This window comes from Pseudomonas sp. St386 (assembly GCF_018325865.1).
Lineage (GTDB): Bacteria > Pseudomonadota > Gammaproteobacteria > Pseudomonadales > Pseudomonadaceae > Aquipseudomonas > Aquipseudomonas brassicacearum.
In genome coordinates, this window is sequence record NZ_AP021900.1 from 4,858,426 (window position 1) to 4,883,867 (window position 25,442).

The 25,442-nt window shown below is 59.8% G+C and carries 23 protein-coding genes, 1 tRNA gene and 2 pseudogenes; 5 read left to right on the plus strand and 21 right to left on the minus strand.

The genetic code is table 11. The annotated features are described in order from the left end of the window. Positions 1 to 160: 160 nt before the first annotated feature. The 5 genes from KI235_RS21325 to KI235_RS21345 form a co-directional block, all read right to left on the minus strand. On the minus strand, positions 161 to 448 hold the full coding sequence (locus KI235_RS21325) for a type II toxin-antitoxin system Phd/YefM family antitoxin (protein WP_033063725.1): 288 nt from the start codon (positions 446 to 448) through the stop codon (positions 161 to 163). A gap of 160 nt (positions 449 to 608) precedes the next feature. Next, positions 609 to 1,565, minus strand: a complete 957-nt coding sequence (locus KI235_RS21330) for a 2-hydroxyacid dehydrogenase (RefSeq protein ID WP_043042625.1) — start codon at positions 1,563 to 1,565, stop codon at positions 609 to 611. Between the two features lie 32 nt (positions 1,566 to 1,597). Beyond that, on the minus strand, positions 1,598 to 2,356 hold the full coding sequence (locus KI235_RS21335) for an SDR family oxidoreductase (protein ID WP_003204148.1): 759 nt from the start codon (positions 2,354 to 2,356) through the stop codon (positions 1,598 to 1,600). A 21-nt stretch (positions 2,357 to 2,377) separates the two neighbouring features. Beyond that, complete coding sequence (locus tag KI235_RS21340; RefSeq protein WP_013693976.1) at positions 2,378 to 3,076, minus strand: fumarylacetoacetate hydrolase family protein; 699 nt, start codon at positions 3,074 to 3,076, stop codon at positions 2,378 to 2,380. 101 nt (positions 3,077 to 3,177) lie between these two features. Beyond that, a complete protein-coding gene (locus KI235_RS21345; RefSeq protein WP_003204153.1) occupies positions 3,178 to 4,527 on the minus strand; it encodes an MFS transporter in 1,350 nt (449 codons plus the stop codon). A 565-nt stretch (positions 4,528 to 5,092) separates the two neighbouring features. On the opposite strand from KI235_RS21345, the gene KI235_RS21350 reads away from it, so the two are divergent. After that, positions 5,093 to 6,025: an AraC family transcriptional regulator gene (locus tag KI235_RS21350; RefSeq protein ID WP_027911477.1), complete on the plus strand. Its 933-nt coding sequence runs from the start codon at positions 5,093 to 5,095 to the stop codon at positions 6,023 to 6,025. 21 nt (positions 6,026 to 6,046) lie between these two features. On the opposite strand, the gene KI235_RS21355 is transcribed toward KI235_RS21350, so the two are convergent. The 4 genes from KI235_RS21355 to KI235_RS21370 form a co-directional block, all read right to left on the minus strand. Beyond that, positions 6,047 to 6,274: an integrase gene (locus KI235_RS21355; RefSeq protein WP_003204158.1), complete on the minus strand. Its 228-nt coding sequence runs from the start codon at positions 6,272 to 6,274 to the stop codon at positions 6,047 to 6,049. Positions 6,275 to 6,414: 140 nt separating this feature from the next. Continuing rightward, complete coding sequence (locus KI235_RS21360) at positions 6,415 to 6,897, minus strand: nuclear transport factor 2 family protein (RefSeq protein ID WP_003204160.1); 483 nt, start codon at positions 6,895 to 6,897, stop codon at positions 6,415 to 6,417. Between the two features lie 260 nt (positions 6,898 to 7,157). Beyond that, complete coding sequence (locus KI235_RS21365; protein WP_244864260.1) at positions 7,158 to 8,375, minus strand: MFS transporter; 1,218 nt, start codon at positions 8,373 to 8,375, stop codon at positions 7,158 to 7,160. A 202-nt stretch (positions 8,376 to 8,577) separates the two neighbouring features. Beyond that, positions 8,578 to 8,667, minus strand: a tRNA-Ser gene (locus KI235_RS21370). Between the two features lie 308 nt (positions 8,668 to 8,975). On the opposite strand from KI235_RS21370, the gene KI235_RS21375 reads away from it, so the two are divergent. From KI235_RS21375 to KI235_RS21385, 3 genes are all read left to right on the plus strand, one after another. Beyond that, positions 8,976 to 9,665: a crotonase/enoyl-CoA hydratase family protein gene (locus KI235_RS21375; RefSeq protein ID WP_003204163.1), complete on the plus strand. Its 690-nt coding sequence runs from the start codon at positions 8,976 to 8,978 to the stop codon at positions 9,663 to 9,665. A 337-nt stretch (positions 9,666 to 10,002) separates the two neighbouring features. Continuing rightward, complete coding sequence (locus KI235_RS21380) at positions 10,003 to 10,725, plus strand: 1-acylglycerol-3-phosphate O-acyltransferase (RefSeq protein ID WP_003204165.1); 723 nt, start codon at positions 10,003 to 10,005, stop codon at positions 10,723 to 10,725. A gap of 134 nt (positions 10,726 to 10,859) precedes the next feature. Further along, on the plus strand, positions 10,860 to 11,831 hold the full coding sequence (locus KI235_RS21385) for a magnesium and cobalt transport protein CorA (RefSeq protein WP_003204167.1): 972 nt from the start codon (positions 10,860 to 10,862) through the stop codon (positions 11,829 to 11,831). A 113-nt stretch (positions 11,832 to 11,944) separates the two neighbouring features. Here KI235_RS21385 and KI235_RS21390 read toward each other — a convergent pair whose 3' ends face one another. The 3 genes from KI235_RS21390 to KI235_RS21400 all read right to left on the minus strand — a co-directional run bounded on the left by KI235_RS21390 (position 11,945) and on the right by KI235_RS21400 (position 16,144). Next, a complete protein-coding gene (locus tag KI235_RS21390; protein ID WP_003204170.1) occupies positions 11,945 to 12,679 on the minus strand; it encodes an amidotransferase in 735 nt (244 codons plus the stop codon). An 89-nt stretch (positions 12,680 to 12,768) separates the two neighbouring features. Further along, positions 12,769 to 14,913, minus strand: coding sequence for a 3-hydroxyacyl-CoA dehydrogenase NAD-binding domain-containing protein (locus tag KI235_RS21395; RefSeq protein WP_028237412.1), 2,145 nt, complete (start codon positions 14,911 to 14,913; stop codon positions 12,769 to 12,771). 25 nt (positions 14,914 to 14,938) lie between these two features. Then, positions 14,939 to 16,144, minus strand: coding sequence for an acetyl-CoA C-acetyltransferase (locus KI235_RS21400; RefSeq protein WP_028237411.1), 1,206 nt, complete (start codon positions 16,142 to 16,144; stop codon positions 14,939 to 14,941). A 608-nt stretch (positions 16,145 to 16,752) separates the two neighbouring features. On the opposite strand from KI235_RS21400, the pseudogene KI235_RS21405 reads away from it, so the two are divergent. Beyond that, a pseudogene (locus KI235_RS21405) lies at positions 16,753 to 17,564 on the plus strand (cytochrome c). A 162-nt stretch (positions 17,565 to 17,726) separates the two neighbouring features. On the opposite strand, the pseudogene KI235_RS21410 reads toward KI235_RS21405, so the two are convergent. From KI235_RS21410 to KI235_RS21450, 9 genes and pseudogenes are all read right to left on the minus strand, one after another. Further along, positions 17,727 to 18,529: pseudogene (locus tag KI235_RS21410) on the minus strand (transglutaminase family protein). Next, positions 18,526 to 19,476 carry an alpha-E domain-containing protein gene (locus KI235_RS21415; RefSeq protein ID WP_003204175.1) on the minus strand — a complete coding sequence of 317 codons (951 nt, stop codon included), beginning with the start codon at positions 19,474 to 19,476 and terminating at the stop codon, positions 18,526 to 18,528. The pseudogene KI235_RS21410 and the gene KI235_RS21415 overlap by 4 nt, the downstream one beginning before the upstream one ends. Positions 19,477 to 19,485: 9 nt before the next feature. Further along, positions 19,486 to 20,895 (minus strand): circularly permuted type 2 ATP-grasp protein, encoded by a 1,410-nt coding sequence (locus tag KI235_RS21420; protein WP_003204177.1) that lies wholly within the window; start codon positions 20,893 to 20,895, stop codon positions 19,486 to 19,488. A 444-nt stretch (positions 20,896 to 21,339) separates the two neighbouring features. Then, on the minus strand, positions 21,340 to 21,681 hold the full coding sequence (locus KI235_RS21425; RefSeq protein ID WP_003179463.1) for a ribonuclease E inhibitor RraB: 342 nt from the start codon (positions 21,679 to 21,681) through the stop codon (positions 21,340 to 21,342). Between the two features lie 201 nt (positions 21,682 to 21,882). Then, complete coding sequence (locus KI235_RS21430) at positions 21,883 to 22,119, minus strand: hypothetical protein (protein ID WP_003204179.1); 237 nt, start codon at positions 22,117 to 22,119, stop codon at positions 21,883 to 21,885. Between the two features lie 141 nt (positions 22,120 to 22,260). Beyond that, positions 22,261 to 22,869, minus strand: a complete 609-nt coding sequence (locus tag KI235_RS21435; RefSeq protein WP_003204181.1) for an START domain-containing protein — start codon at positions 22,867 to 22,869, stop codon at positions 22,261 to 22,263. Positions 22,870 to 22,923: 54 nt separating this feature from the next. After that, positions 22,924 to 23,178 carry a YkgJ family cysteine cluster protein gene (locus KI235_RS21440; protein ID WP_003204182.1) on the minus strand — a complete coding sequence of 85 codons (255 nt, stop codon included), beginning with the start codon at positions 23,176 to 23,178 and terminating at the stop codon, positions 22,924 to 22,926. 147 nt (positions 23,179 to 23,325) lie between these two features. Further along, a complete protein-coding gene (locus KI235_RS21445; protein ID WP_028237409.1) occupies positions 23,326 to 23,802 on the minus strand; it encodes a hypothetical protein in 477 nt (158 codons plus the stop codon). 85 nt (positions 23,803 to 23,887) lie between these two features. Then, on the minus strand, positions 23,888 to 25,330 hold the full coding sequence (locus KI235_RS21450; protein WP_013693983.1) for a PLP-dependent aminotransferase family protein: 1,443 nt from the start codon (positions 25,328 to 25,330) through the stop codon (positions 23,888 to 23,890). Positions 25,331 to 25,442: the final 112 nt, after the last annotated feature.

Sequence of the window (25,442 nt, forward strand, 5' to 3'; positions counted from 1 at the left end):
CGGTTTGACATAGCGACGGAATATCCATCATCCAAGGCAACGGTATGCGGGGCTGGCTAACATGTCTTACTGACCCCGACGTCAAAAGCGATGGTGTCCACCTAATTTAAAGTGGAAATCACTTCTAGCCTGGCTCCATCGGTACTGCCCCACCATGTAATCAATGCCCATCGGCGATATCAGCCTCTGCCTCGCCAATGAGCTCGTCAAGAGACACCCAAAGAGGCGTCTGGTTGGCCTCGATCCGTGCCTCTACCACCTGTGCCAGCTCCAGTTCATCCAGGCGCTCAACCATGGCCTCGTAGACACTTGCCGGGACCATATAGCCCAAGACGCGATTATGGTTCAACACCGCTACTGGCGCGCCGTTAGCACCGCTCAGGACGGATGACGGATTTTTTTTGAGTTCGGATAGGCTGACGGCCAAATCAGCCAAAACGAGTTGCATGGAGGCGGCTCCTTCAAAATAGGTCGTTATTTTGGTCTTTATTAACTGCACGGGCAAAGCACAGACCAGCACATAACCTGAGACCTTACCTCCACTTCCGCTTCAACACAGCAAGTTCATAAATTTGACCGTCTCGCGACCTCCTTAAAGCTCCACACCTTCACCCCGTCACACACCCCTGCGGCACCTTCCCAGCAAAACTATCCACCAGACTCGCCACCACCATCTCCCCCATCCGCGTGCGGGTCTGCAACGTCGCGCTCGCGCGGTGGGGTTGCAGCACCACCTGCTCGTTGCCAAACAATGCCTCGGGCACATGCGGCTCATCGACAAACACATCCAGCGCCACACCGGCGATTTCACCAGCGGTCAGCGCCGCCACCAGGTCGGCCTCGTTGACCAGTTTGCCCCGGGCCACATTGATCAGATACCCGCCCTGGCCCAAGGCGCGCAGCACCTCGGCGTCGATGATGGCTTCAGCCTTGTCGGCGGCGGCCGCGAGGATCAGGGCGTCGCCGTCGCGGGCCAGTTGCTTGAGGTCGGCGACGAAGGTGTGGTTCACGTCACTCATGGGCTGCAAGTCGGTGTAGCTGATCGAGCACCCGAACGCGGCGGCGCGGGTTGCCACGGCGCGACCGACCCGGCCCATGCCGACGATGCCGATGCGCATGCCGGACACCTGACGGGCCAATGGCAGCGGGGCCAGTGGCGTCGGGCTGTGGGGCCATTGGCCTGAGCGCACGTAACGGTCACCGGTGCACAGCCCGCGACACACGGCAATCAATAGACCAATCGCCAGGTCGGCGACATCTTCGGTCAGCGCGCCGATGGTGGCCGTCACGCGGATTCCGCGATCCCTGGCGTAGGCCAGGTCCACGGCATCGGTACCTACGCCGTTGACCGCCACTACTTCCAGCTTGGGCAGTTGGGCCATGAGCGCCTGACTGATGCCGGTATGCCCGCCAGTAATGACACCGCGAATATTGGCCCCGTGTTCTTGCAGATAGGCTTGTTTGTCGGCCTGTTCGAAATAGCGCCGCACCGTGAACAGCTCGTTGAGCCGGGCGTTGATTTCAGGGATCAGGATCGGGCTGAGTTGCAAGACTTCTGGCTTCATGTAGACCTCGTAACAGAATAAAAAAGACTGGCTCAACCGCGACCGGCAAACGGCATGGCCGTGGCCATGACGGTCATGTTCAGGACGTTGGCCGATAACGGCAGGCCGGCGATGTAGCGCACCGCGTCGGCGACGTGCTTGACGTCCACCATCGGCTCCACCGCGATGCTGCCGTTGGCCTGGCGTACGCCCTTGGTCATGCGCACGGACATCTCAGTGAGGGCGTTGCCGATGTCGATCTGGCTGCAGGCGATGTTGTATTCGCGTCCGTCCAGGGCCAGGGATTTGGTCAGCCCCAGCACCGCGTGTTTGCTGGCGGTGTAGGCGCTGCTGAACGGTCGTGGGGTGTGGGCCGAGATCGATCCGTTGTTGATGATCCGTCCGCCCTGGGGCTGCTGCCGGCGCATCAGGCCGAAGGCACCGCGGGCACAAAGGAAAACGCCGTTGAGGTTGGTGTCGATCACGTTTCGCCACTGCTCGAACGTCAGCTCATCCAGCGGCACGGCGGGCGCGTTGACCCCGGCGTTGTTGAACACCACGTCCAGGCGTCCGTAGACCTCGGCGATGGTTGCAAACAGCCCATCGACACTGACCGGGTCGCGCACATCAGTGGACACCGCCAAGGCTTCGCGACCCTGGCTGGCCGCCAACTCGGCCAATGCCTGCAAGGGCTCTGGCCGGCGGCCGGCCAACACCAGTGTGTAGCCGTCTTCCATCAGGCCCAGGGCCACCGCACGGCCAATCCCGCTGCCGGCGCCAGTCACCAAAGCCACTTTCAATGTGTTGGACATGTGGGTTCTCCTTTCTCGAATTCAGTAAGACAAACGCGGACCGACGCGCATTTCCAATTCGCCAATACCGTCGATGCCAGCCGTGATGACATCACCCGGCTGCAACACATCGACGCCTGACGGACTGCCGGTCATGATCAGGTCGCCGGCCCGCAACGCCACCGATTGGGAGATGCGGGCGATCACTTCACTGACCGACCAGATCTGGCTGTCGAGGCTGTCGCGCTGGCGCTCCTGGCCGTTCACGTTCAACCACAACTCGCCATCGGGGTGCCCCTCCCGGGAGACCGGCACGATGGCGGTCATTGGCGCGGCGCCGTCGAACACCTTGGCGCCCTCCCATGGCAAACCGTTGCGCTTGGCCATGCGCTGGACATCACGCCGGGTCAGATCCAGACCCGCCGCGTAGCCCCATACATAAGCCAACGCCTGGCTCTCAGGGATGTTGGCGCCGCCCTCACCGATGGCCACGACCAATTCGATTTCGTGGGCGAACTCCTCGGTCACCGATGGAAACGTCACCTCACCGGCCGCTTCCACCACGCAGCTGGCAGGCTTCATGAAAAACACCGGTGGCACTCGGGATTCACCCTGGGTATCAGGCCAGGGATAGTTGCGGCCAACGCAAAAGACCCGGCCGACGGGAAAACGCTGCGGGGTGCCGACAACCGGCAAGGTCACTGGCAGGTCCGGGGTAAAGACATACTCGGGCATGTTCATCCTGATAAAAGTCCTGTTGGAAGCGTCAGCGTACGGCGGCAATCCCTGGCGAAGTTGGAGGAATGCCGCCTCGTGTTGGAGAAAAACGGTTTTTTCCGGGCTCAGCGCGCCTTCAGTTCAATGCGATACAAACGGCCAAGCAGCAACGAATAGGACAAGGTGCCGATCAGCGCCACGCCACCGATGAACCAGAAAGCCAAGGCGAATGAGCCGGTCTTTTGGACGATCGCGCCAATCACTATGGGGGTGACAATCCCGCCAATGTTGGCCGCCAGGCTGGTGATCCCGCCGGTCAGTCCGATCAGTTCCTTGGGCGCCACTTCCGACACCGCCGCCCACGAGGACGAAGCAATGCCCTGGGCAAAGAAGGCGACCGTCAGCACGGCGATGCAGATCACGTTCGAGTCGGTGAAATTCACCAGGACGATGGACATGCCCAGCATCGACCCGACCACCAACGGCAACTTGCGGGCAAAGGACAGCGAGTAGCCGCGACGGATCAGCAGGTCGGACACGATCCCGGCGAGCAGGATGCCCACCGTCGCGCCCACGAACGGCAGCACGGCGAAGATCCCGGCCTTGATCATGGTCAGCTGACGCTCTTCGATCAGGTACGTGGGGAACCAGGTGAGAAAGAAGTACAGCGCCGACGTGCTGGCGAACTTGCCGATGCAAATCGCCCAGACCTGCCGATAGCTGAACAGCTCGGCGATCTGCCGCCAGTTGAAGCGGGTGCGCTCCTGACTGCTCTTGACCAGCCCTCCCCCAGCTTCGATGTACTTGAGTTCTTCCTTGCTGACTTTCTTGCAGTTCATCGGGTCGCGATACAAGAACAGCCAGGCCACACCGAAGACGATGCCGAGTGCGCCAGTGCTGTAGAACACATGGCGCCAGTCATAGGTGGTCGCCAGCCAGAGCAGCGCACCGGTAAACAGCGCCGTGCCCAAGTACTGGCCGCAGACGTAAATGCTGCTGGCCAGGCCCCGTTCACGCGCCGGGAACCACACCGTGACCGCCCGGCTGTTGGCCGGAAACGCCGGCGCTTCCATTGCGCCGACGGCCAGGCGCAGACCGAACAGCGAAGCGAAGCCCGTGGCCAAGCCCTGGCACACGGTGACGGTCGACCAACTGATCAGCGACACCCCGTAGGTGAACCGGGAACCGAAGCGATCGGCGATGAAGCCGGCGGGCACCAGTGCAATCGCGTAGGTCCAGGCAAACGCGGAAAAAATCAGGCCCATCTCGATCTTGTCCAGGCCCAGGTCCTTGGCGAGGAACGGCGCGGCAATCGAGATATTCACCCGGTCGATGTAGTTGATGATCGTCGCGATCAGCAGCAGCGACAGCATGAACCAGCGCCGCCGTGACGGCAGGCGTTCTGGTACTGCGGCGTCCCGGGCGCCGGCAACCACCGGTGCTGCGGCGGTCTGGGAGGTGTGGGAATTCGACATGAGTGGACCTCGTTATTGTTAGAAGCGTCGAAATGTTTACGAGCAGCCGAAATCAATGCCCTCGATGCCGGGGCAGAACAATCGCTACAGGAATGAGAGGTGCGAACAGCCGATGTCAGGTGTTCGAAGAGACCTTGCAACAGGATCTGTTGCAGGAGCGGTCGGGAGGGTCAGCGAGAAGCAGGAACAGGTTCATGATGTGCGCACCTTTTGATTGTTTTTGGATGGAGGGTCGGGTTGCGTGGCTCAACAGTGGTCGTACAACAAATCAAAATCAACTGAGCTGTTAGATCATTTTTCCCGTTTAAAACCGCGTCCAAGGAACCTGTCCAAAAAAATCAGATTGGTGATTTTTTTCATATTCTTTTTAAGTTCCAGTTAACTATTTGTTTTTAAAACATAAATTAACAAAGCAGAATTTATCATTCTTGGACAAGCGCCCTACATTTTCGAGAGACAGAAAATTCACGCCAACGGCCTCGTCATCGTATGACTTCTTGAAAGTCATCCAGATACACCGTCACAATCGTCATCACCGCCATGCACCGCAAAGGATTCCCTGGAGATGTCATCACCGAGCCGAGTCCCTACCTATGTCATGCAGCAACGCAGCGAATTGACGGATTTCTACATTCGCGACAAAAAGGGCCGGCGCGCCGAAACCAGCCCGCATCGCCACGAGTATTTCCAGATCCAGATCAACCTCGGCGGCGACACCGTGCAACACATTGGCAACGTCGAACGTCCATTTCCGCGCAACACCCTGGCCTTCATCCTGCCCCACCGCGTGCACGTGATTCCGCACCCGGCCGAGAGCAACTTCATGGTGATCAATTTTTCCCAGACGTTCCTGCTGCCGCATCTGCAGTGCGACCCGATGGACCTGGAAGAGGTCTCGATTCTGCTGGCGCCGGAACTGTCGCCGTTCCGTTTCCAGGAACATTTGGACTTCATTCTGGGGGATGAGGATTTCGCCAAAGCCTGCGCGCTGATCGAGCAGATGCGTGGCCTGGACCAGAACCGTCAGTTCGGCACCCGCGAGATGCTCAAGGGCTTGTTGCTGCAACTGATCGGCAGCGTCTGCGCCTTGTACGCCGAGCCGCTCAAGCGCCTGGCCGAAGAGAACGCCGCCGAAGTCAGCCGACGCGATGCGCTGGGCCGGATGTCCGAGTACCTGCGCAAGAACATCGCCGACCCCGACCTCAACCTGATCAAGGTGGCCGCGGCGACTTACCTGTCACCGACCTACCTGACCCACTGGCTGCGCAAGGAAATTGGCAAGACCTTTACCGAGCTGGTGCTCGAACGTCGGATGCATGCGGCGCGCAATTACTTGCTCAACGGAACACGGCCAGTGGGCGAAGTGGCGAGGTTGTGCGGGTTTGCCGACGAGGCCTATTTTTCCAGGCGTTTTCGCCAGATACACGGACAGCCGCCGGGGCAGTTCAGGCGGCAGCAGTTGAACCCGGACAGTCCGCAGTTGCCGTTGAATACATAAGCCGACAATCGCGGATATGGGTCACCGCAAGATCAACACCGCGGCCACCGCAATCACGGCCACCACGCCAAAGACCATCCGCGCGATCCAGGGCGCGGTGAGCCAGACGCCGGTCACCCCGGCAATCTGCCCCACGTTCTTTTCGGTCAGGCGGAAACTCGGCTCCCGAAAAGGATTGCCGCAATGTGGGCAGGCGTAGGCCTTGTCGGAAATTCTGGAAGCGCATTCAGGGCAATCGATCAGACTCATGTGCGACCTCAGGGAGAGACGAACTTGGGGTACTGACAGAGACCACGCATCTCCAGTTTTTGTTCTGAATCGAGTAAACCTTTTGCAGAGCACACTACGCAAAAGCGAACTGCTTCACAGCCAACAAGATAGTCCAGCCACTACTGTGGGGGTTCTACGCGCCGGATAAGATCGTTCAGCACGTAAGTGTCCAGAAAGGCTGTGACTTCAATGATCTGACCATTCTTGAAGGTCATGTGCCACAGGTAGGTGTTGTTGTAGGGTTTGTGATCAAGCGCCATGGCTGTTCCGTTCCACAGAACAACCACGACATCATTCTGAGCAACGATGCTCTGCACCGTGGGGACAATCGGTGTTGCCAGTCGCGCGGTAATCGGCCGCACGACTTGGGCCAGCTCAGCCTTGCTGTTATAGACACCGGAAACAGGACTCGTCCCGGCCACGGTCCATTTCGCATTGGGCGCCAGCAGATCGAACACCGTGCCTTTGCCCTGCTGCCAGTGAGTGAACGCCTGGCGGACCAGCGTCGCATTCGCGTGCTGGGTGTTTTCCGAAGCCCAGACGTTGTTCGTAAAAAATATAAAAGACAGTGCAAGCGCCTGGACGCGCCAAGCGAAATTCATCCATCTGGTCATGATGTTCTCTCACAGCAATGCAGTTGATAAGACGCTCTTCCAGGAGAACCTTAACGGCATGTGCCCAGAAACCTTTGCCCGATACTGCTGTGAGGTTGCCTGATGCTATTCAGTGGCGAGGTTCCACGAGCAGCCGTTAATCAAGCAATTTGCCGTGCCTTTCTGCCTTCAGTCTTCGCGACCTTCTTGCACCTGTGCTCAAACTCCCACCCCCAACGGGAAGCTATCGCACGCCAGGGGAGAATTTTTCATTCCGAGAGAGAGGCTGGTTTCCAGAATCGCCCGGCCAGCCAGCGACTGACACTCAAGGTCCAGGCAAACAGAGCGATCAATCCGACACTAAGCAGCATCCCATTCACGCCCGTGCTGCTGATGAGCTTGCCGGCGATAAAGGGAAACCCGAATACGCTAATGAAGTAGGACAGGCTGAAAAGCAGCAGTGCTTGTGCGGTCAGTCCAGGTGGCGCCTCGTTGGCAGCCAAGCCATTAATGACGGAATAGTTGAGACCATAACCGACCCCAAGCAAGGCGGCGGTCAACCCATAACTCAGACTGTCATGGACCCACACACTGAACCCCGTCACGGCGACCAGCATCAGCGTGGTCAGCAGGCAAGAAGTCGCGAAAGGGTCACGGCTGACCACCCACCCGGCAATCAACAACCGACAAGCGATAGCCGCCCCCATGAAACCGACGAAAAACAGGGAGTAGTCAAGCCCCTGACTGGCTGCATAACTGGTCTGGAAACTGCCCAGGCCACCGAAGATCGCGCCCCCCAGCCCTACCATCAAAATGGACAACGCTGAACGTGAGCGCAGCACATCCGTCGCCGATCTCAGCCCCATCCGAGCCTTATCGCCAGACCGGCGCTCCACTTCGGCAAAGCCCGTTCTCAGCCACCAGAAATACAGCCCACCCAGCGATGCCGCGGCAGCGGCAAAGAAGAAAGCTGTCTGGATGGGTAACCCAACGGAGCTGGCCAACTTGCCTGACAGAGGGCCACTACCGATCCCCGTCAACATGCTGCCCGACAAAAGCGCGAAGCAATGAGTCCGCCTGGCTGGCTCGACCATCGCTGCGACCATGATGGGCCCAACCGTGTAAAACAATCCCCACCCGATCCCCAGCATCAAACCGCAGGCCAACAAACCGATGCCAAGACCCGATAGCAGCGCAAACCCCATGGATGCAATGACCAGAAATACAGCGCCAAGGGCCATGCACAGTGCAGCGCCTACGCGCTGCATCAAATGCCCCGAGGCGACCACCGCGACCAGGGTACTCGTCATGGCAACGGCAAAGACTTGCCCTGCATCGCGCTCAGTTCCCCCCAGGGAGGAGACCAGCAGCGAGACCAGGAAAGTGGCGCCATAAGAAATGGACAGAAGGAAACTGGCTACGCAAAACAGGCCGAAGCGATTGGGAGGGCCTGCCGTTGGAGAGCGATGGCATCGGTGTTTTTCCACGCGTTGAACAGGCCGTTTTGTAGCACGGCTACATGGGGGGATAGTCATTTGGGTGGCGGAGTCAAGGTTAGGAAATCCACACCTTTTGCGCTGCCGGCGTATCATCTGGGGGCCATTGCCCCTATCGTCATTTTTTCAGACGGCAGAAACCACAAAACCCCTGGTTTTCTTGGAAAACCAGGGGTTTTGTGTGTATCGAATTTGGCGGTGAAGGAGAGATTCGAACTCTCGATACAGTTTCCTGTATACACACTTTCCAGGCGTGCTCCTTAAGCCACTCGGACACTTCACCGTATCTCGGCAAACTGTTCAGTCTGTCGAGGCGCGCTAATGTAGTCGAAAGCTTTTCCGATGGCAAAGGTTTTTTTCAGAATTTTCATGCGGTTAAGCTTGGTCGAGCATTTCAAACGCGCTTGGGCATGGCAAACCGGCCAATCTTCGGGGCTATGCAGACGCTGCTCTATAGATGAAGGCGAAGCAGGATGGGCGGGCCAGGCTGTTTGCAGGGCCTGGGGCTGACCGGTGAGTCAGTCACGGCGCTTTACCTGACCTGCGGCGGTGAGTAACGTCTGCGTCACTTCTCTTACAAGGAATAGCGTCATGAGCGACTTGATTGCCTACCATCTCGAAGACGGTATCGCGACCCTGACCTTGAACAACGGCAAGGTCAATGCCATCTCGCCAGATGTGATTGCCGCGTTCAACGCTGCGCTGGACCAGGCGACGGCGGATCGGGCGGTGGTGATCATTACCGGGCAACCGGGGATTTTGTCGGGTGGTTATGATCTGAAGGTGATGACCGCCGGCCCCAAGGAAGCGGTGAGCCTGGTCACGGCCGGCTCGACCCTGGCCCGCCGCCTGTTGTCGCACCCCTTCCCTGTCGTTGTCGCTTGCCCGGGGCATGCGGTGGCCAAGGGTGCGTTCCTGCTGCTCTCGGCGGACTATCGCATTGGTGTGGAAGGGCCGTTCAGCATCGGCCTGAACGAAGTGCAGATCGGCATGACCATGCACCACGCTGGTATCGAGCTGGCCCGTGATCGCCTGCGCAAGTCGGCGTTCCATCGCTCGGTAATCAATGCCGAGATGTTTAACCCACAGGGCGCTGTGGATGCCGGCTTCCTCGACAAGGTGGTGTCGGCCGAAGAACTGCAGGGCACGGCCCTGGAAGCGGCGCGTCAGTTGAAGAAGATCAACATGACAGCCCACAAGAACACCAAGCTGAAAGTGCGTAAGGCTCTGCTGGATACGCTGGACAGTGCGATTCTGCTGGATCAGGAGCACTTGGGCTGACGCTGTAGGAGCTGTCGAGCGGAGCGAGGCTGCGATCTGTTGATCTTTCGCTCCGGACTCAATGGGTAATGGAAAGATCGCAGCCTCGCTCCGCTCGTCAGCGCCTACGAGCCCAGCGAGAGCAAACTCCCTCACCACCGGTGCAGCCATCCCCTAGAGCCAGGCTTTTTTCCTACGCGCGTCGTTTAAAAGTCCGCAACCGCTCTGGGCCGCTTCTGTTACGACGCGTGGAAACATGCGCTTAAACATCGTCCATCTCCTACCTCTATAGCGGCAATTGCCGAAAACAGTGCACATCCGTACACTGCGCCACCTTTTGTCCCGATGGGGCCTGTAGATGCTGTTTGTATTGCGTATGTTGTTGATGGGCCTGCATTTTGTATTGGCTGGCGTGCTCGGGGTGATTCTGGGGCTGTGCCGGCCGTTCAACCCGGACAACAGCCGTTTATGCGCAAGGTTGTACGCGTTGCCGGCGATGTGCATTTTGCGCCTGCGGGTCCGCACGCAAGTCGACTCGCTGGTGAATAAGCCCAACGGCTGCGTCATCATCGCCAACCACCAATCCAACTACGACCTGTTCATGTTTGGCAACGTGGTGCCGCGCCGTACCGTGTGCATCGGCAAGAAGAGCCTGAAATGGGTGCCGCTGTTCGGGCAATTGTTCTGGCTGGCGGGCAACGTGTTGATCGACCGCGGCAACGCGATCAAGGCCCGAAAGTCGATGCTGACCACCACCCATACCTTGCAGCACGAGGACACCTCTATCTGGGTTTTCCCGGAAGGCACGCGCAATTTGGGCGAGGATCTGCTGCCGTTCAAGAAAGGCGCCTTCCAGATGGCAATAGCCGCCGGAGTGCCGATTGTTCCGGTGTGCGTCAGCAGCTACATCAAGCACATGCGCCTCAATCGCTGGCGCAGCGGTGACATCCTCATACGTTCATTGCCGGCGATTCCTACGGCCGGATTGAGTATGGATGACATGCCCCAGCTCATTGCCCAATGCCGTGAACAGATGCGCGAGTGCATCGCGACAATGGACCGGCAGTTGCAAGCCGCCTGAATGGAAACCCGCCCCCTCGGCGGGTTTTCTTTTGCCGCCGAACTCCGCAGATTTTGCTGACTCTCAAGCTACAGGGCGCGTTAAGCTAAACGCTGCCTGCCACTGCCATTTCCAATAAGAAGTGAACCACCATTATGGGTAGAGTCGTTGCTGCTGCGGTCTACAGCGCCGGTAAGAAAGTCACCAATATCACCCTCGACGAAGGCAGCGCCTGGGCTGCCAAACCTGGTCATTTTGTATGGATTGGTCTCGAAGAGCCGAGCGCCGTGGAGCTGACCAACCTGCAGCGGCAGTTCAACCTGCACGAATTGGCGATCGAAGACGCCATGGAGAAACACAGCCGGCCCAAGTTGGAGACCTTTGGCGATGCGCTGTTTATCGTCACGTATTCGCCGATACGCAAGGACGGCAAGCTGCTGTTCATCGAAACCCATATCTTTGCCGGCAAGGGCTACATCATCACGGCTCGCAACGGCCACTCAGCGTCCTACGCCCATGTCCGGCAGCGCTGTGAGGCACGTCCGCTTTTGCTGAAACACGGGGAAGATTTCGTCCTCTACGCCATCCTTGATTTCGTGATTGAAAACTACCAGCCCATGGGTGAGGCCATTCACGCCGAAATCGATGAGCTGGAACACAATGTCATGTGCAGCTCCCTGAACGAACGGGACATCCAGAACCTGCACAGCTTGCGCCGCGACGTATTGCGCCTGCGCCGTTACGCGGCGCCAATGGTGGAGATCAGTGAAGAGTTGCAGAAACTCGACTTCCCCTTTATCGACAAGAACATGAGCCCGTATTTTCGCGACGTGCAGATTCATGTCACGCGGCAAATGGAAGACCTGACCACCCTGGCCGACATCGCCAGCCAGACCATCGAAGTCGGCGTGCTGCTCGAAGCGTCGCGTCAGAGCGTGGTGCAGCGCAAGTTCGCGGCTTGGGCGGCGATCCTGGCGTTTCCCACGGCCGTGGCCGGGATCTATGGGATGAACTTCCAGGACATGCCGGAGTTGAGTTGGCAATACGGCTATTTCGCGGTGCTGGGGGTTATTGCGGTGGGCTGCTCATCACTGTGGTGGAGCTTCAAGCGATCGGGGTGGTTGTAGGCGAACAGTGGAATTTGTGTGGGATTCATCGTCGGAGGCACATTCAATATCACTGCAAGCTGATCCACCGCGATCGCGAGCAAGCTCGCTCCCACATTAGAGAGTGGTGATCTTTAGCCTTGGGTGGCTTCGGCCTGCGGCTTGTGAGCGACGAAACGCATCATCCACTCCGCCACCGTGGTGCCATGGTGCTCGTGGGCAAGGCTCGCCACGCCCTGGCTATAGATCTGCTCGCCGAGGTGTTGCTGGCGAATCTCCAGCAAGGCCCGGGAATAATCATGGATGAATTCCGGGTGACCCTGGAAGCACAGCACCTGGTCGTTGATGTGGTAGGCGGCAAACGGGCAGAAATCGCTGGAGGCGATGACCGTCGCGCTTTCGGGCAGTTCGGTGACCTGGTCCTGATGGCTGATCAGCAACGTCAGCTCTTCCATCACCGGGCTCATCCAAGGCGCCTTGGCGGCGAGTTTGTAGCGATGGGTGCCGACGCCCCAGCCTTGGGTGGCGCGTTCGGTCTTGCCGCCCAGCAACAACGCCAGCAGCTGATGACCAAAGCACACACCAAGCAATTTATCGCCGCGCTGGTAGCGCTCCAGCAGGTAGGTCTTGAGGGTTTGAATCCAAGGGTCGGTACCGAAGGAGTCAGCCTTGCTGCCGGTCACCAGATAAGCGTCGAACTGCTCGTCATCGCTGGGGTAATGCCCCTCCATCACGTTGTACACGACGAATTCGGCCGCAATGGGCTGCTGCGAAAACAGGCGCTGGAACATCTGCCCGTAACCCTGATATTGGTCGACCAGTTCCGGACGCAGGATATCGGTTTCCAGAATGCAGATGCGTAGCGACATAAAAAATACCTGACACGATGATGGGAATATTGCACACCCCAGAGCCTGCCCTGAAACACGGTCCCAAGGCAAGCCCCTTCCCGGGTCTGTCAGAACAGTTCGTGGCGAGCGGCTTTCTCCAATAGCAAGGCCGGCGGTGAGAAGCGCTCGCCGTATTGCTCGGCCAGATACTGGGCGCGACCGACAAAGTCCTGCAGGCCATATTGATTGATGAACTGCAGTGCACCGCCGGTCCAGGCCGCGAAACCAATACCGAAGATAGAGCCGACGTTGGCGTCAGCCGTCGAAGTCAGCACCCCCTCCTCCATGCAGCGCACGGTTTCCAGGGCCTGGATGAACAGCAGGCGATCCCGGATATCCTGCGGGGAAATCTGCCCGTCGGCTTTCTCGAAGCGGCTTTTGAGCGACGGCCACAGGTACTTTTGCCCATTGGCCGGGTATTCATAGAAGCCGGCACCGGCGGCCTTGCCCGGTCGCTTGTATTCGTTGAGCAGCAAGTCAATCACGGCGAACGCCGGGTGTTCAATCGGCGTTTTCCCTTCTGCGCGCAGGTCTTTGGCGGTTTGCGCGCGGATATGGCTCATCAGGCCGAGGGAAACTTCGTCAGAGATCGCCAGAGGCCCAACCGGCATCCCGGCCTTGCGCGCTTCGGTCTCGATCATCGGCGCACTCACGCCCTCGCCGAGCATGGCGATGCCCTCATTGGTAAAGGTGCCGAATACCCGGGACGTAAAGAAGCCGCGACTGTCGTTGACCACAATCGGCGTCTTGTTGATCTGCAGGACAAAATCGAACCCCCGGGCCAGGGTCGCGTCACTGGTGCGTGCGCCCTTGATGATCTCCACCAGGGGCATTTTCTCCACCGGGCTGAAGAAGTGCAGGCCGATGAACTTCGTCGGGTCCGGCACAGCCATGGCCAGGCCGGTGATGGGCAAGGTCGAGGTGTTGGAAGCGATCACCGCATCATCGCCCACCACCGCCTGGGCGGCGGCCGACACGCTGGTTTTCAGGGCACGATCTTCGAACACCGCTTCGATGATCAGGTCGCAGCCGGCCAGGTCTGCGTTGCTGTCGGTGGGGTGAATCCGCGCCAGCGTGGCTTCGCGCTGCTCGGCGGTGAGTCGGCCGCGGGCGACCTTTTTATCCAGCAACGCCGCCGAACGGGCCTTGCCCTTCTCGGCCGCCGCCAGATCGACATCCTTGAGGACCACTGCGATGCCGGCCACGGCGCTGACATAGGCGATACCCGCCCCCATCATGCCCGCGCCGAGCACGCCGACTTTTTTCGTCAGATACGGCGCAAAACCCTGTGGGCGAGAACCACCGGCCTTGATCTCGTTGAGCTGGAACCAGAAGGTGCCAATCAGGTTCTTCGCCACCTGGCCGGTGGTCAGTTCGGTGAAGTAGCGGGTTTCGATCAGGTGCGCGGTGTCGAAATCAACCTGGGCGCCCTCCACCGCAGCACAGAGGATTTTCTCCGGCGCCGGCAGGCAACCCTGGGTCTTGTTACGCAGAATCGAAGGGGCAATTGCCAGCATTTGCGCAACTTTCGGGTCAGACGGCGTGCCACCCGGCAGTCGATAGCCCTTTGCATCCCAGGGTTGGATGACGCTGGGGTTGGCAAAAATCCAGGCCCGGGACTTGGCCAGCAGTTCGTCACGATCCTTCGCCAGCTCATCGATCAAACCGGCCTGCAGCGCTTGTTGCGCATTGACCTTCTTGCCCTCGAGCAAATACGGCAAGGCCTTTTCCAAACCGAGCAGGCGCACCATCCGCACCACCCCGCCACCGCCTGGCAACAGACCGAGCGTGACTTCCGGCAAGCCGAGCTGCACCGACGGCAGGTCCAGGGCCACGCGATGATGGCAGGCCAGGCAGATTTCCCAACCACCGCCGAGGGCCGCGCCATTGATGGCCGCCACCACGGGTTTGCCCAGGGTCTCCAAGGCACGCAGTTGGGCCTTGAGCAGCAGGACCATGTCGTAGAAAGCCTTGGCCTCGGGCTTGCCGACCTTGATCAATTCATTGAGGTCACCGCCGGCGAAGAAAGTGTGCTTGGCCGAAGTGATGATCACACCGGCAATCGAGTCCTTTTCAGCCTGCAAACGGGCGACGCAGGCGGCCATGGCCTCACGGTACACCGCGTTCATGGTGTTGGCGCTCTGGCCCGGCATGTCCAGGGTCAGGACGACGATCCGGTCCTGGCCGGTTTCGTAACGAATGGCATCGGTCATGAAAAAGTGTTCCTTGAAGTCGGGCTCAGAGGCGTTCAATGACGGTGGCAATGCCCATGCCGCCGCCGACACAGAGGGTCGCCAGGCCATAGCGCAGGCGACGCACCTCCAATTCGTCGAGCAACGTGCCAAGGATTGCGCACCCCGTAGCGCCCAAGGGGTGCCCCATGGCGATGGAGCCGCCGTTGACGTTGACCTTGGCCGGGTCGATGGCCATGTCCTTGATGAACTTGAGCACCACCGAGGCGAAGGCTTCGTTGACTTCGAACAGGTCGATGTCCTCCACCCGCAACCCGGCCTTGGCCAGGGCCTTGCGGGTAGCCGGCGCCGGGCCGGCGAGCATGATGGTCGGGTCGGTGCTGGTGACGGCGGTGGCGACGATCCGCGCCCGGGGTTGCAGGCCCATGGCGCGCCCCTTGGCTTCGGAACCGATCAACATCAGCGCGGCACCGTCGACGATGCCGGAACTGTTGCCCGGCGTGTGCACGTGATTGATTCGTTCGACGTGGCTGTAGACGCGCAGCGCCGTGCCATCGAAGCCCATCTGGCCCATGGCTTCGAAACTCGGTTTGAGCTTGCCCAGACCTTCGAGCGTGGAGTCGGCGCGGATGAATTCGTCGTGGTCCAGCAGCACGATGCCATTCTGGTCCCGCACGGCGACCAGGGATTTATTGAACGAACCGTCAGCCCGGGCACGCGCCGCTTTTTGCTGGGAATGCAGCGCATAACCGTCGACATCCTCACGGCTAAAGCCTTCCAGCGTGGCGATCAGGTCGGCGCCGATGCCCTGGGGAACGAAGTGACCGTGCAGGTTGGATTGCGGGTCCAGCGCCCACGCGCCGCCATCGCTGCCCATGGGCACCCGGGACATGGACTCGACGCCGCCGGCCACCACCAGGTCTTCGAACCCGGAACGCACTTTCATGGCCGCCAGGTTCACCGCCTCCAGGCCCGAGGCGCAAAACCGATTGAGTTGCACGCCTGCCACGCTGACATCCCAATTGGCCACCAGCGCAGCAGTCTTGGCGATATCGGCCCCCTGTTCACCCACCGGGGTCACACAACCGAGCACGATGTCATCGACCTGGCTGGTGTCCAGATCCATGCGCTGCTGCAAGGCGCTGAGCAGCCCCCCCATCAGGTTCACCGGCTTGACGCTGTGCAAGGCGCCATCGACCTTGCCCTTGCCACGGGGCGTGCGTAATGCGTCGAAAATCAAAGCTTGGGTCATGACGTCCTCGAAACTACGGGGGTAATGCGATGCCTTCAACCATAAGCCCAGCGGCGCCGGATTCAATGACCACAGCGCTCAATGGCGTTGACGGCCACGCTCAGACGAACGGTAGCGAGCTATCGGGTTAACCGATTCAGGAGGGCAAGCTGTCTAGCAAAAGGGCCGGCAGGAAGGTGGCAATAGGCCTCATAGCCTTTTTAGAGCAACCTGTACCAAGCTGATATGAATTGGATCTAAGCCAAGGCCGCCGCGGCCCCTAATGTAATCCTTGTACAAGAAAGTCGTCGGGTTTTGCCGAGGCGCTTGTCGAACAGGAAGTGCAACGCCAGCCGCCATGGATATGCAGGCTGGCTTTTAGGAAATAACAATAAAGGCGGGTCAGCCATGTTCAAACATTCGAAAGTTCGCCAAGCCGGACTCATTCTCTTTGCCACGACGCTGCTGTTGATTTTGCCGAATATCACCAAGGTGATTGGCTGAATCCTGCGCGAGGGCATCTGCATCATCCGTTAGTTGTGTCGCCAAAAAATGTGACGGGTTCTCTGTTCGAGCCGCGATGGCTGTGCCAACCTTTGCGGCACCCCTCGACATGGAAGGCGATCGACTTGAAAGCTCTTATTGTGTTCGGGGCGTTGCTGCTCAGCACGCCCCTTTATGCCGCGCAACTGGTGCTGGAGTTGGGCGCGGGCACGCGCACCTGGCAAACCGAAGAACTGCTCAAGCACCCGGACGCTCAAACGGTCCAGATCGCTGATGACGTTTCCTACAAGAAACCCATGAGCTATCGAGCCGTGCCGCTGACGGCTCTATTGACGGGCATCCAGGCGGACGACCACCTGCAAGCCGTTGCCCTGGACGGCTTCGCTGCCGAAATGCCTGCGGCGCCGTTACTCAACAAGAGTGGCGCCCGAGCGTGGCTGGCGATCGAGGACCCGGCCAAGCCCTGGCCGCCGCTGGGGAAGGCAAGCACAGCGCCGGGCCTTTCTACCTGGTCTGGACCGATCCGCAGGCTGGCCACATCAGCCCGGAGCAATGGCCCTACGCGGTGGCGACCATCAAGCGCCTGTCGGCCGTGGCCGAACGCTTCCCGGCCCTGCTGCCGGCGCCCAACCTGGCCAAGGACGACCCGGTCAATAAAGGTTTCGAGCTGTTCCAGAAAAATTGCCTGGCGTGCCATCGGCTCAATGGCGCGGGTGATGCGCAGTTCGGCCCGGACCTGAACATCCCTTTCAACCCGACCGAATACTTCTCCGGGGATTTCCTCAAGCGCTACATTCGCGACCCGCAAGCGCTGCGTCGCTGGCCCCAGGGCAAGATGCCCGGGTTCTCGGCAGCGGTGCTGCCGGATTCGGAGCTGGATTTGCTGGTGGGTTATTTGAAGCATATGGCGGGACGCAAGCAGCCATTGGCCCCGTGAGATCGCTTTTTTTGTGGCGAGGGGATTTATCCCCACTGGGGCGCGAAGCGGCCCTGAACCCAGACTCCTCAGTGTGCCAGACGGATTGAGTTGTCTGTTTTGGGTTGCTTGCAGCCCAGCGGGGATAAATCCCCTCGCCACAGAAGCGCCCTCGTCGGAAGGTTATTGTTGTTGCACCGTGATCACCGGTGCAGCAGGCACGACCAGCTTGGCATGCATCTGCTCGCAACCACCGCCGCGGCGCATGCCACGCACCGGGCAGGCGTCCAGGTAATCCAGGCCCACAGCCAGCTTCAGGTGGCGCTCCGGACGAGCCAGTTGGTTGGTCACATCGAAGCTGTACCAGGCGTCGTCAAGCCAGGCCTCCGCCCAGGCATGGCTTGCCAGGTGTTCGCTCTCTTCGCTGAACAGATACCCCGAGACATACCGCGCCGGCACCCCAGGCTACGGGCGCAGGCCAGGAAGGCGTGGGTGTGATCCTGGCACACCCCGCTACGACCGGCAAAAGCCTGCGCCGCACTGGTCTCGACCTCAGTGGTGCCAGGGGTGTAGATCATGTGCTGGTTCAGCCCGTGCATCAGGTCGATCAGCGCCGTGCGATCGCGACGCTGCTGGCATTGCTGCGCGGCGAAGGTGCGAAGGGCCTCGTCCGCCTCGGTCAGCCGGGTGAAGCGCAGGAACGGCAGCGCCGATTGGCTCTCGTGCTCGGCTTCGCGCAACGGATCGATGTCCACCTGTCCGCGGGCGCCGATGATGACCGTTTCGTGGGGTTCGTCCAGGGTCAGTACGTGAAGGATGTTACCGAACGGATCCAGCTGCGCCCGCACCGGCCGGGGCAAATCCAGTTGCCAGCTCAACACATGCTGGCGTTCGCTGTCGTGGGGCGTCAGGCGCAGGTACTGGATGCTGGCGCGCACCTGATCTTCATAGTGGTAGGCCGTTTCATGGCTGATCGAGAGTCTCATATGACCTCCAGGTAGGAACTGTGAATGGCATTGCCCAGTTCACGGACCAGTGGGATGAATTCGGTGAGCCAGGCATGCAGGCCCCCGTCGAGGATTTCATTGATGCCGGTGTAGCGCAGGCGTGCGTCCATTTCCGCCGCCAGCCGTTGTGCCTGCCGACCGTTGGTGCCCGGCAGGCTCGCGAGGATCTGGTTGATTTCTTCGGTACAGGCGCGCAGCGAACGCGGCACATCGGCGCGCAACAGCAGCAACTCAGCCACATGGCGAGCGCCCGGGGCGTCACGGTAGATCTCGGTGTAGGCCTCGAAGGACGACAAGGCCCGCAACAAGGCGCTCCATTGGTAATACGCGTGGGCCGTGCCATCGCTGACCGTGTCGGCCTGGTCGCCGGCCATTTCGTAGCGGGCGTCGAGCAAGCGCAGGGTGTTGTCGGCCCTTTCGATAAAGGTCCCCAGGCGAATGAAGCGGAACGCGTCGTTGCGCATGATGGTGCCGTAGGTTGCACCACGAAACAGGTGGGATCGCTCCTTGATCCACTCACAGAAACGGCTCATGCCGTAGCGATTCAAGCCCTGCTCGGCGATACCGCGAATTTCCAGCCAGGTGGCGTTGATGTTTTCCCACATGTCGGCGGTGATTCGCCCACGTACCGCGTGGGCACTGGCTCGCGCGGCGCCGAGGCAACTGTAGATACTGGCCGGGTTGGCCGCTTCCAGGGCAAAGAAATGCAGCAGGCGCTCGGCGTGCAGCTCGCCGTGTCGCTCCCGGTAATCATCCAGCGTGCCGGTGATCAGCAATGGCATGGCCAGCTCGTGCAGGCCGTCGCCACGCCCGTCCTGGGGCATCAGTGACAACGAATAGCTGACGTCGAGCATCCGTGCGAGGTTTTCCGCGCGCTCCAGGTAGCGCGACATCCAGTACAGGTCCGAGGCGGTTCTACTCAGCATGGCAGCTCCTCAATCCTCGACTACCCAAGTGTCCTTGGTCCCACCGCCCTGGGATGAATTCACCACCAGGGAACCTTCGCGCAGCGCCACCCGTGTCAGCCCGCCAGGCACCACGCGGGTCTCACGGCCAGCGAGCACAAACGGCCGCAAGTCGATGTGGCGCGGGGCGATACCGTTTTCGACAAAGGTCGGGCAGGTCGAGAGCGACAGCGTCGGCTGAGCGATGTAGGCGTGCGGCTTGGCCTTGATCCGTTCGCGGAAGGCATCGATCTGCGCCGTCGTCGCGGCCGGCCCCACCAGCATTCCATAACCGCCGGAACCCTGGGTTTCCTTGACCACCAGGTCGGGAAGATTCGCCAACACGTGGGACAGCTCGGCAGGATTACGACATTGCCATGTAGGAACGTTCTTCAGGATCGGCTCTTCGTCCAGGTAAAAACGGATCATGTCGGTGACGAACGGGTACACCGACTTGTCGTCCGCCACGCCCGTGCCGATGGCATTGGCCAGCACCACGTTGCCGGAACGGTAGGACGACAACAGGCCCGGCACCCCGAGCATCGAGTCCGGATTGAAGGCCAGTGGATCGAGGAACGCATCGTCGAGGCGACGGTAGATCACATCCACCGCTTTCGGGCCGTCGGTGGTGCGCATGAACACTTTGTCATCGCGCACGAACAGGTCGGCGCCTTCCACCAATTCCACGCCCATCTCCCGGGCCAGGAACGCGTGCTCGAAGAACGCGCTGTTGAAACGCCCTGGCGTGAGCACCACGACACTGGGATCGTCCAGCGGGCTGGAGCTTTTCAGGGTATCGAGCAGCAGGTTCGGATAATGGTCGATGGGGGCGATGCGCTGGGCGGCGAACAGTTCGGGGAACAGGCGCATCATCATCTTGCGGTCTTCGAGCATGTAGCTGACGCCGCTGGGCGTACGAAGATTGTCTTCGAGCACGTAGTACGTGCCGTCACCGTCGCGCACCAGGTCGACACCGCAAATGTGCGCGTAGATGTCACGGTGCAGATCCAGCCCTTGCATCGCCAGTTGGTACTGCTCGTTGGCCAGCACCTGTTCGGCGGGAATGATCCCGGCCCGGATGATCCGTTGTTCGTGGTAGAGATCGGCCAGGAACATGTTCAGCGCCTTGACCCGCTGGATGCAGCCACGTTCGACCACCCGCCATTCACTGGCCGGGATGCTGCGCGGGATCGTGTCGAAAGGGATCAGGCGCTCTGTCCCCTGCTCGTCGCCGTAGAGCGTGAACGTAATGCCAGCACGATGAAACAACAGGTCGGCTTCGCGCCTGCGTTGCGCCAGCAGCTCATCAGGCGTTTCAGCCAGCCAGCGGGCAAACGCCTGGTAATGCGGGCGGACCTGGCCGTTGGCATCGTACATTTCATCAAAACCGCTGCGGATCATGCCGTACTCCTTGTCACCCTGGCAGCAAGGCTTCGCAAGCCCCGTGCCATCGGCATAAACGCTTTATGATCAACGGGTTGGATTCTCCTCTGACAGGCCGCGCACTTTTCTAGTGCAACAAATGCCCCCACCCCGCTGTCCCCCGCTTCATTGCGACGCAGGGGCGTCGCTCTGCTGAGCATAGTCACGGAAAAACGACGCGGCTTGATCTGGATACAGTTAGGTACAAAACCTGGGGAAGTGATTGCGGTGTGTCAGCGGGTAATGATGTTGATTGTGCGGCCGCCATCGCGAGCAAGCTCGCTCCCACAATGGATTGTCTGCACCCTGTGGGAGCGAGCTTGCTCGCGATGGCGGTGCTTCAGATGCTCATTCATTGCTACGCGCACATGAAAACGGCCGACACTAAAGGTCAGCCGTTGCTGTGGTTGCGGTGAGTAACTGTCAGGCCTGCAGGCGCCGGATCTCTTGCTTGACACCCCAGCCCTCGATCACACCACCCAAGGGTTCGACGACTGCCTCAAAGTCTTGCTCGAAGTCGCCAATGTCATCGTAGGTGGCGTACATCACCCGGCTCAGTTCCAACGACCAAGCCCCATCGTCCCGTGCACTGATCTGCGCGTTCAACGATTCTCCCCGAAAATGACCTGCCGCCCTGCGCGCCCGCTCCTCGTCCGGGAAAATGGCGTAGAACTCAATGGGATGGAATCGGGAAAAATCGAAACCGCCTTCTTTCATGCGGCGCAACACGCTGGTGCTGATGTCTTCTTGATAGGCTGTGCTCATGAAACGTCCTCCTGAAACCAATGGATAGACTTTCCGTCTTCCCGTGCGTGAAGCCCTCAGGCTGCAAGCGGTACGGCATCAAATGGCCGTCGGGACACAAGCATGTAGCTGACAAGACCGGACCTTCGCGATCCTTTCGCTGATCTCAATTGCAGAGTAGCCGCAAGTGGCAGCCGCTGCCAAGCGAGACCAGGCACCGTTTCATGAAATCGGTGTAATGCTGATGATTTCAATGCTGTGCTGGGACTTGAGGTTCTTGACGGTGGGATCTTCGGTGCGACCTTCCAGGTCGTTGAGGTCCAGTTGGGCGGGCACGGGCAGCAATTTTTCGCGAATCAGTTGTGCAGCCTGCTCCATCGTAGGCTCCTGCTCGTAGTCGAACTGCTCGGCGATGGCTTCGCCATGATCATCCACGAAAGTGATTTCCCACTTTTGCATCGGTGTCTCCTTGATCAATTCAGGGCCTGGCTTACCTCTATCTCGACATTGAGGGCCGGACAATCGTTCCGCCGGGCGTCTGGACGGCACACATGAAAAGACCGCCTCCGGGGCGGTCTCTTGCAGTGCAGCCGTGGCCGATCAGTTTTCGGCGCGTTCCTTCAGGGCTTTCAAGGTGTTGAACGGCGCATCCACCACGAACTTGTTCGCCAGCCAGGACGGCACGTCACCCCCTGGTTCGGTATGGACCTGGTAGGTCACTTCGATCTGGTCAGCGCCCTTTGGCGTGAACTTCCAGAAGCCGTCGACCTGGGTCACCCGCACGAAACCTTGCTCTTCAGGCAGGTATTTCGGCACGCCCTTGAGCTTGCGGGTCAGGCTGCCATCAGCGCCCTCTTCGGTGGTAACTTCAAGCACCGAGTCCCGGGACGTCACCGGCCATGGCGTGTTGAACTGGGTGTAGGTCCAGCTCTGATTGCCTTCGTGCTTGAGCAGTTTCTGGCTCTTGCATTCATGAATCCAAGCGCAGGCACCGGGAACGTCTTCCTGCAGGGCCCGCAGCTTGGCCATGGTGGTTTTCATCACCGTCACGCCACGGTAGGCCTTGTATTTGGAGCCCGTCACCTCACTGAGGGAAACCTTGATACCGTCCTTCTCCTTGGCAACCTGCCAGTCCTCTGCCTGAGCGGTGGCCGCTGCCAGCAACACGGTCAACCCACACAACACAGCCATACGATGCAGCGAACCCATAGTTCTTTTCCTTATTGTCCAAGTTCGTTCAGTTAGGATCCGTTCATTGACTCATTACGCTGCCGTGATTTGCTCCCACCAACCGATCAGTCGGATGGCCTCTTCACTGCTGCTGCCGCAAACCTCGATGTCGGCTTCGAACGCCGAGCACACTGCCGGACGCTCCGGCTGGCCGAAGATCCGGCACAGGTTATCGACCGACAATTGCGCGCAACGTTCTCCCGCCGGTTTGCCTTGGGGCATGCCAGGGATAGGTGAGCTGATGGAAGGGGCGATGCAACAGGCGCCACAGCCTTCACGGCATTTCATGACGACAACATCCTCACGACAGTAATGGTTAGTAACAGAACACAGAGTAACGGCTAAAACACTCGTTTTAAATTACCGTCTGCGTGTTTTTTTGCCCACGGCGAGATGACCGAATGGTCAGCGACGAACCGCAGGCCTGCCGAAGGTTTATTGCTTGAATTCGAAGTCCAGCGCCGCGCCTTCCACCTCGTGGCGCTCCGGGCTGCGCAGTGGCAGCTGCATTTCATTGCTCAACAAACGGCCATTGAGCTGAAAGGGACCGGGTTTCTCACCGAACATCGACGGCAAGAGCGGCTCACGCCTGGACTGTACCACCTTACCCGGTGGTTGCAGTTTATCGACCATCTCATGGGGCAAGCTCAAATCCAGCTTGGCCGGCGGCAATGGGGTCTTGGCGACCTCGTGGGCGGATTTGCTCTTGGAGGCGATGGGGGCGCGTTTTTTCTTCGCGGGTGCCACTTTCTTGGCGGAAGGCTTCTTGGCCGCTGTGTTTTTTTTCGGCGCATCCTTCGTGGCACTGGCAGCCGGTTTTTCCTGCGCTGGCGCTGCCGCGACGACGCCTCCCATGTGGAAGTCGCTCAACAGACCGATCAAAACCCAGGCAGCAGGAACAATGGCTTTCATAAATACAACAGCATTGACGGCAGAGACCCCCATGCTCGCCTGATAATGAGGCGCTGACAAGCACATCGAGCCAAGTCGCTGATATCTAAAGAAATCCGTTGACCGTCTCCTGGCACAATTGAGTGGCCAACAGCCCCAGCGTCATCAAGGCCCGTTCCGCCTCCCGGTTCCAGGGTATGCCGCAGTTCAAGCGAATGCAGTGGTTGAACTGCTCGGTATTACTGAAAATCAGCCCTGGCGCGATACTGATGCCCTGTTGCAACGCCCGCACATGCAACTCCTGGGTATTGACCCGCCCCGGCAGGCTGACCCACAGGATGAAGCCTCCAGTGGGACGGCTCATCTGCGTGCCTTCGGGGAAGTACTGCTGCACCGCCAGCTGAAAGGCGCTGAGGTTCTTGCGGTATTCCTGGCGGATATAGCGCAAGTGCCGGTCATAGCCGCCGTTTTCCAGGTACGCGGCAATGCCCATCTGCGTGACGCTGCACGCCGAGTGCGTGCTGAAGGTCTGGAGCCGCTGGATTTCCTGTTGGAATTTCCCCGCGATCATCCAGCCGATGCGCACACCCGGCGACAACGTCTTGGAAAAACTCGAACAGTAGATGACCCGGTCCAGCCGGTCGTAGGCCTTGAGGGCCTTGGTGCGCCCCTGCTCGAACATCAACTCGCCATAGATATCGTCCTCGACGATCTGGATGTCGAAGTCCGACGCCAGGCGCAGCAGTTGCTTTTGCCGCTCTTCCGGCATGGTGCCGCCGAGAGGATTGCTCAGGCGCGTGGTCAGCACCAGCGCCTTGATCGACCACTGGTTGGCCGCCAGCTGCAAGGCCTCCAGACTCATGCCAGTGACCGGGTCGCTGGGGATCTCGATAACCTTGAGGCCCAACAGATCCGCCAGTTGCAGCAAGCCGTAATAGGTCGGCGACTCGGCGGCGATCAAATCCCCCGGCCGCGTCAGCACACGCAAGGACATCTGCAGCGCATCGACGCAGCCGTGGGTGATCACCACCTCGGAAGGGTCCACCACGACGCCGGCATCGCGCATGCGAATCGCCACTTGGCGACGCAACGGCTCGAACCCCGGGCTGAACATGTAGCTGAACGCCCGCGGGCTGTGGAAGCGCGTGACCTTGGCCAACTGCTGATGCAGAGCCCGGACAGGCAGATAGTCGACGCTCGGCACCGCAGCCCCCAGGGGAAACACCCCTTCGCGGCGCGACTCGACCAATATTTGCTGGATGATACTGCTGCGTGTCACCAGCCCCGGACGCTCAACCCGGGCAATGTCCGGCGTCGGTGCCGTCAGGGCCGGCGTCTGGTGCACGTAGTAGCCCGACTGCGGCCGCGCGCGAATCAGCCCCTGGTCTTCAAGGTTGGCGTAGGCCTGCAGCACCGTGGCATGGCTGACGTTGAGCTGCGAGCTCATCTTGCGCACCGACGGTACGCGCTCACCGGGCTGATACACACCGCGCCGGATGTCTTCAGCCAGCTGTTGAGCAATACGTTGATAGAGCAGAAGGTTGGTCATGACGCAGCACTCGATTTCACGGGCATTTTATTCTTGTCGGAAACGATACCGGAACAGTTTAGAAGTGTACTGGGACAGTTGCCAGATTACTCGACAGTACAGTGGAGTGACA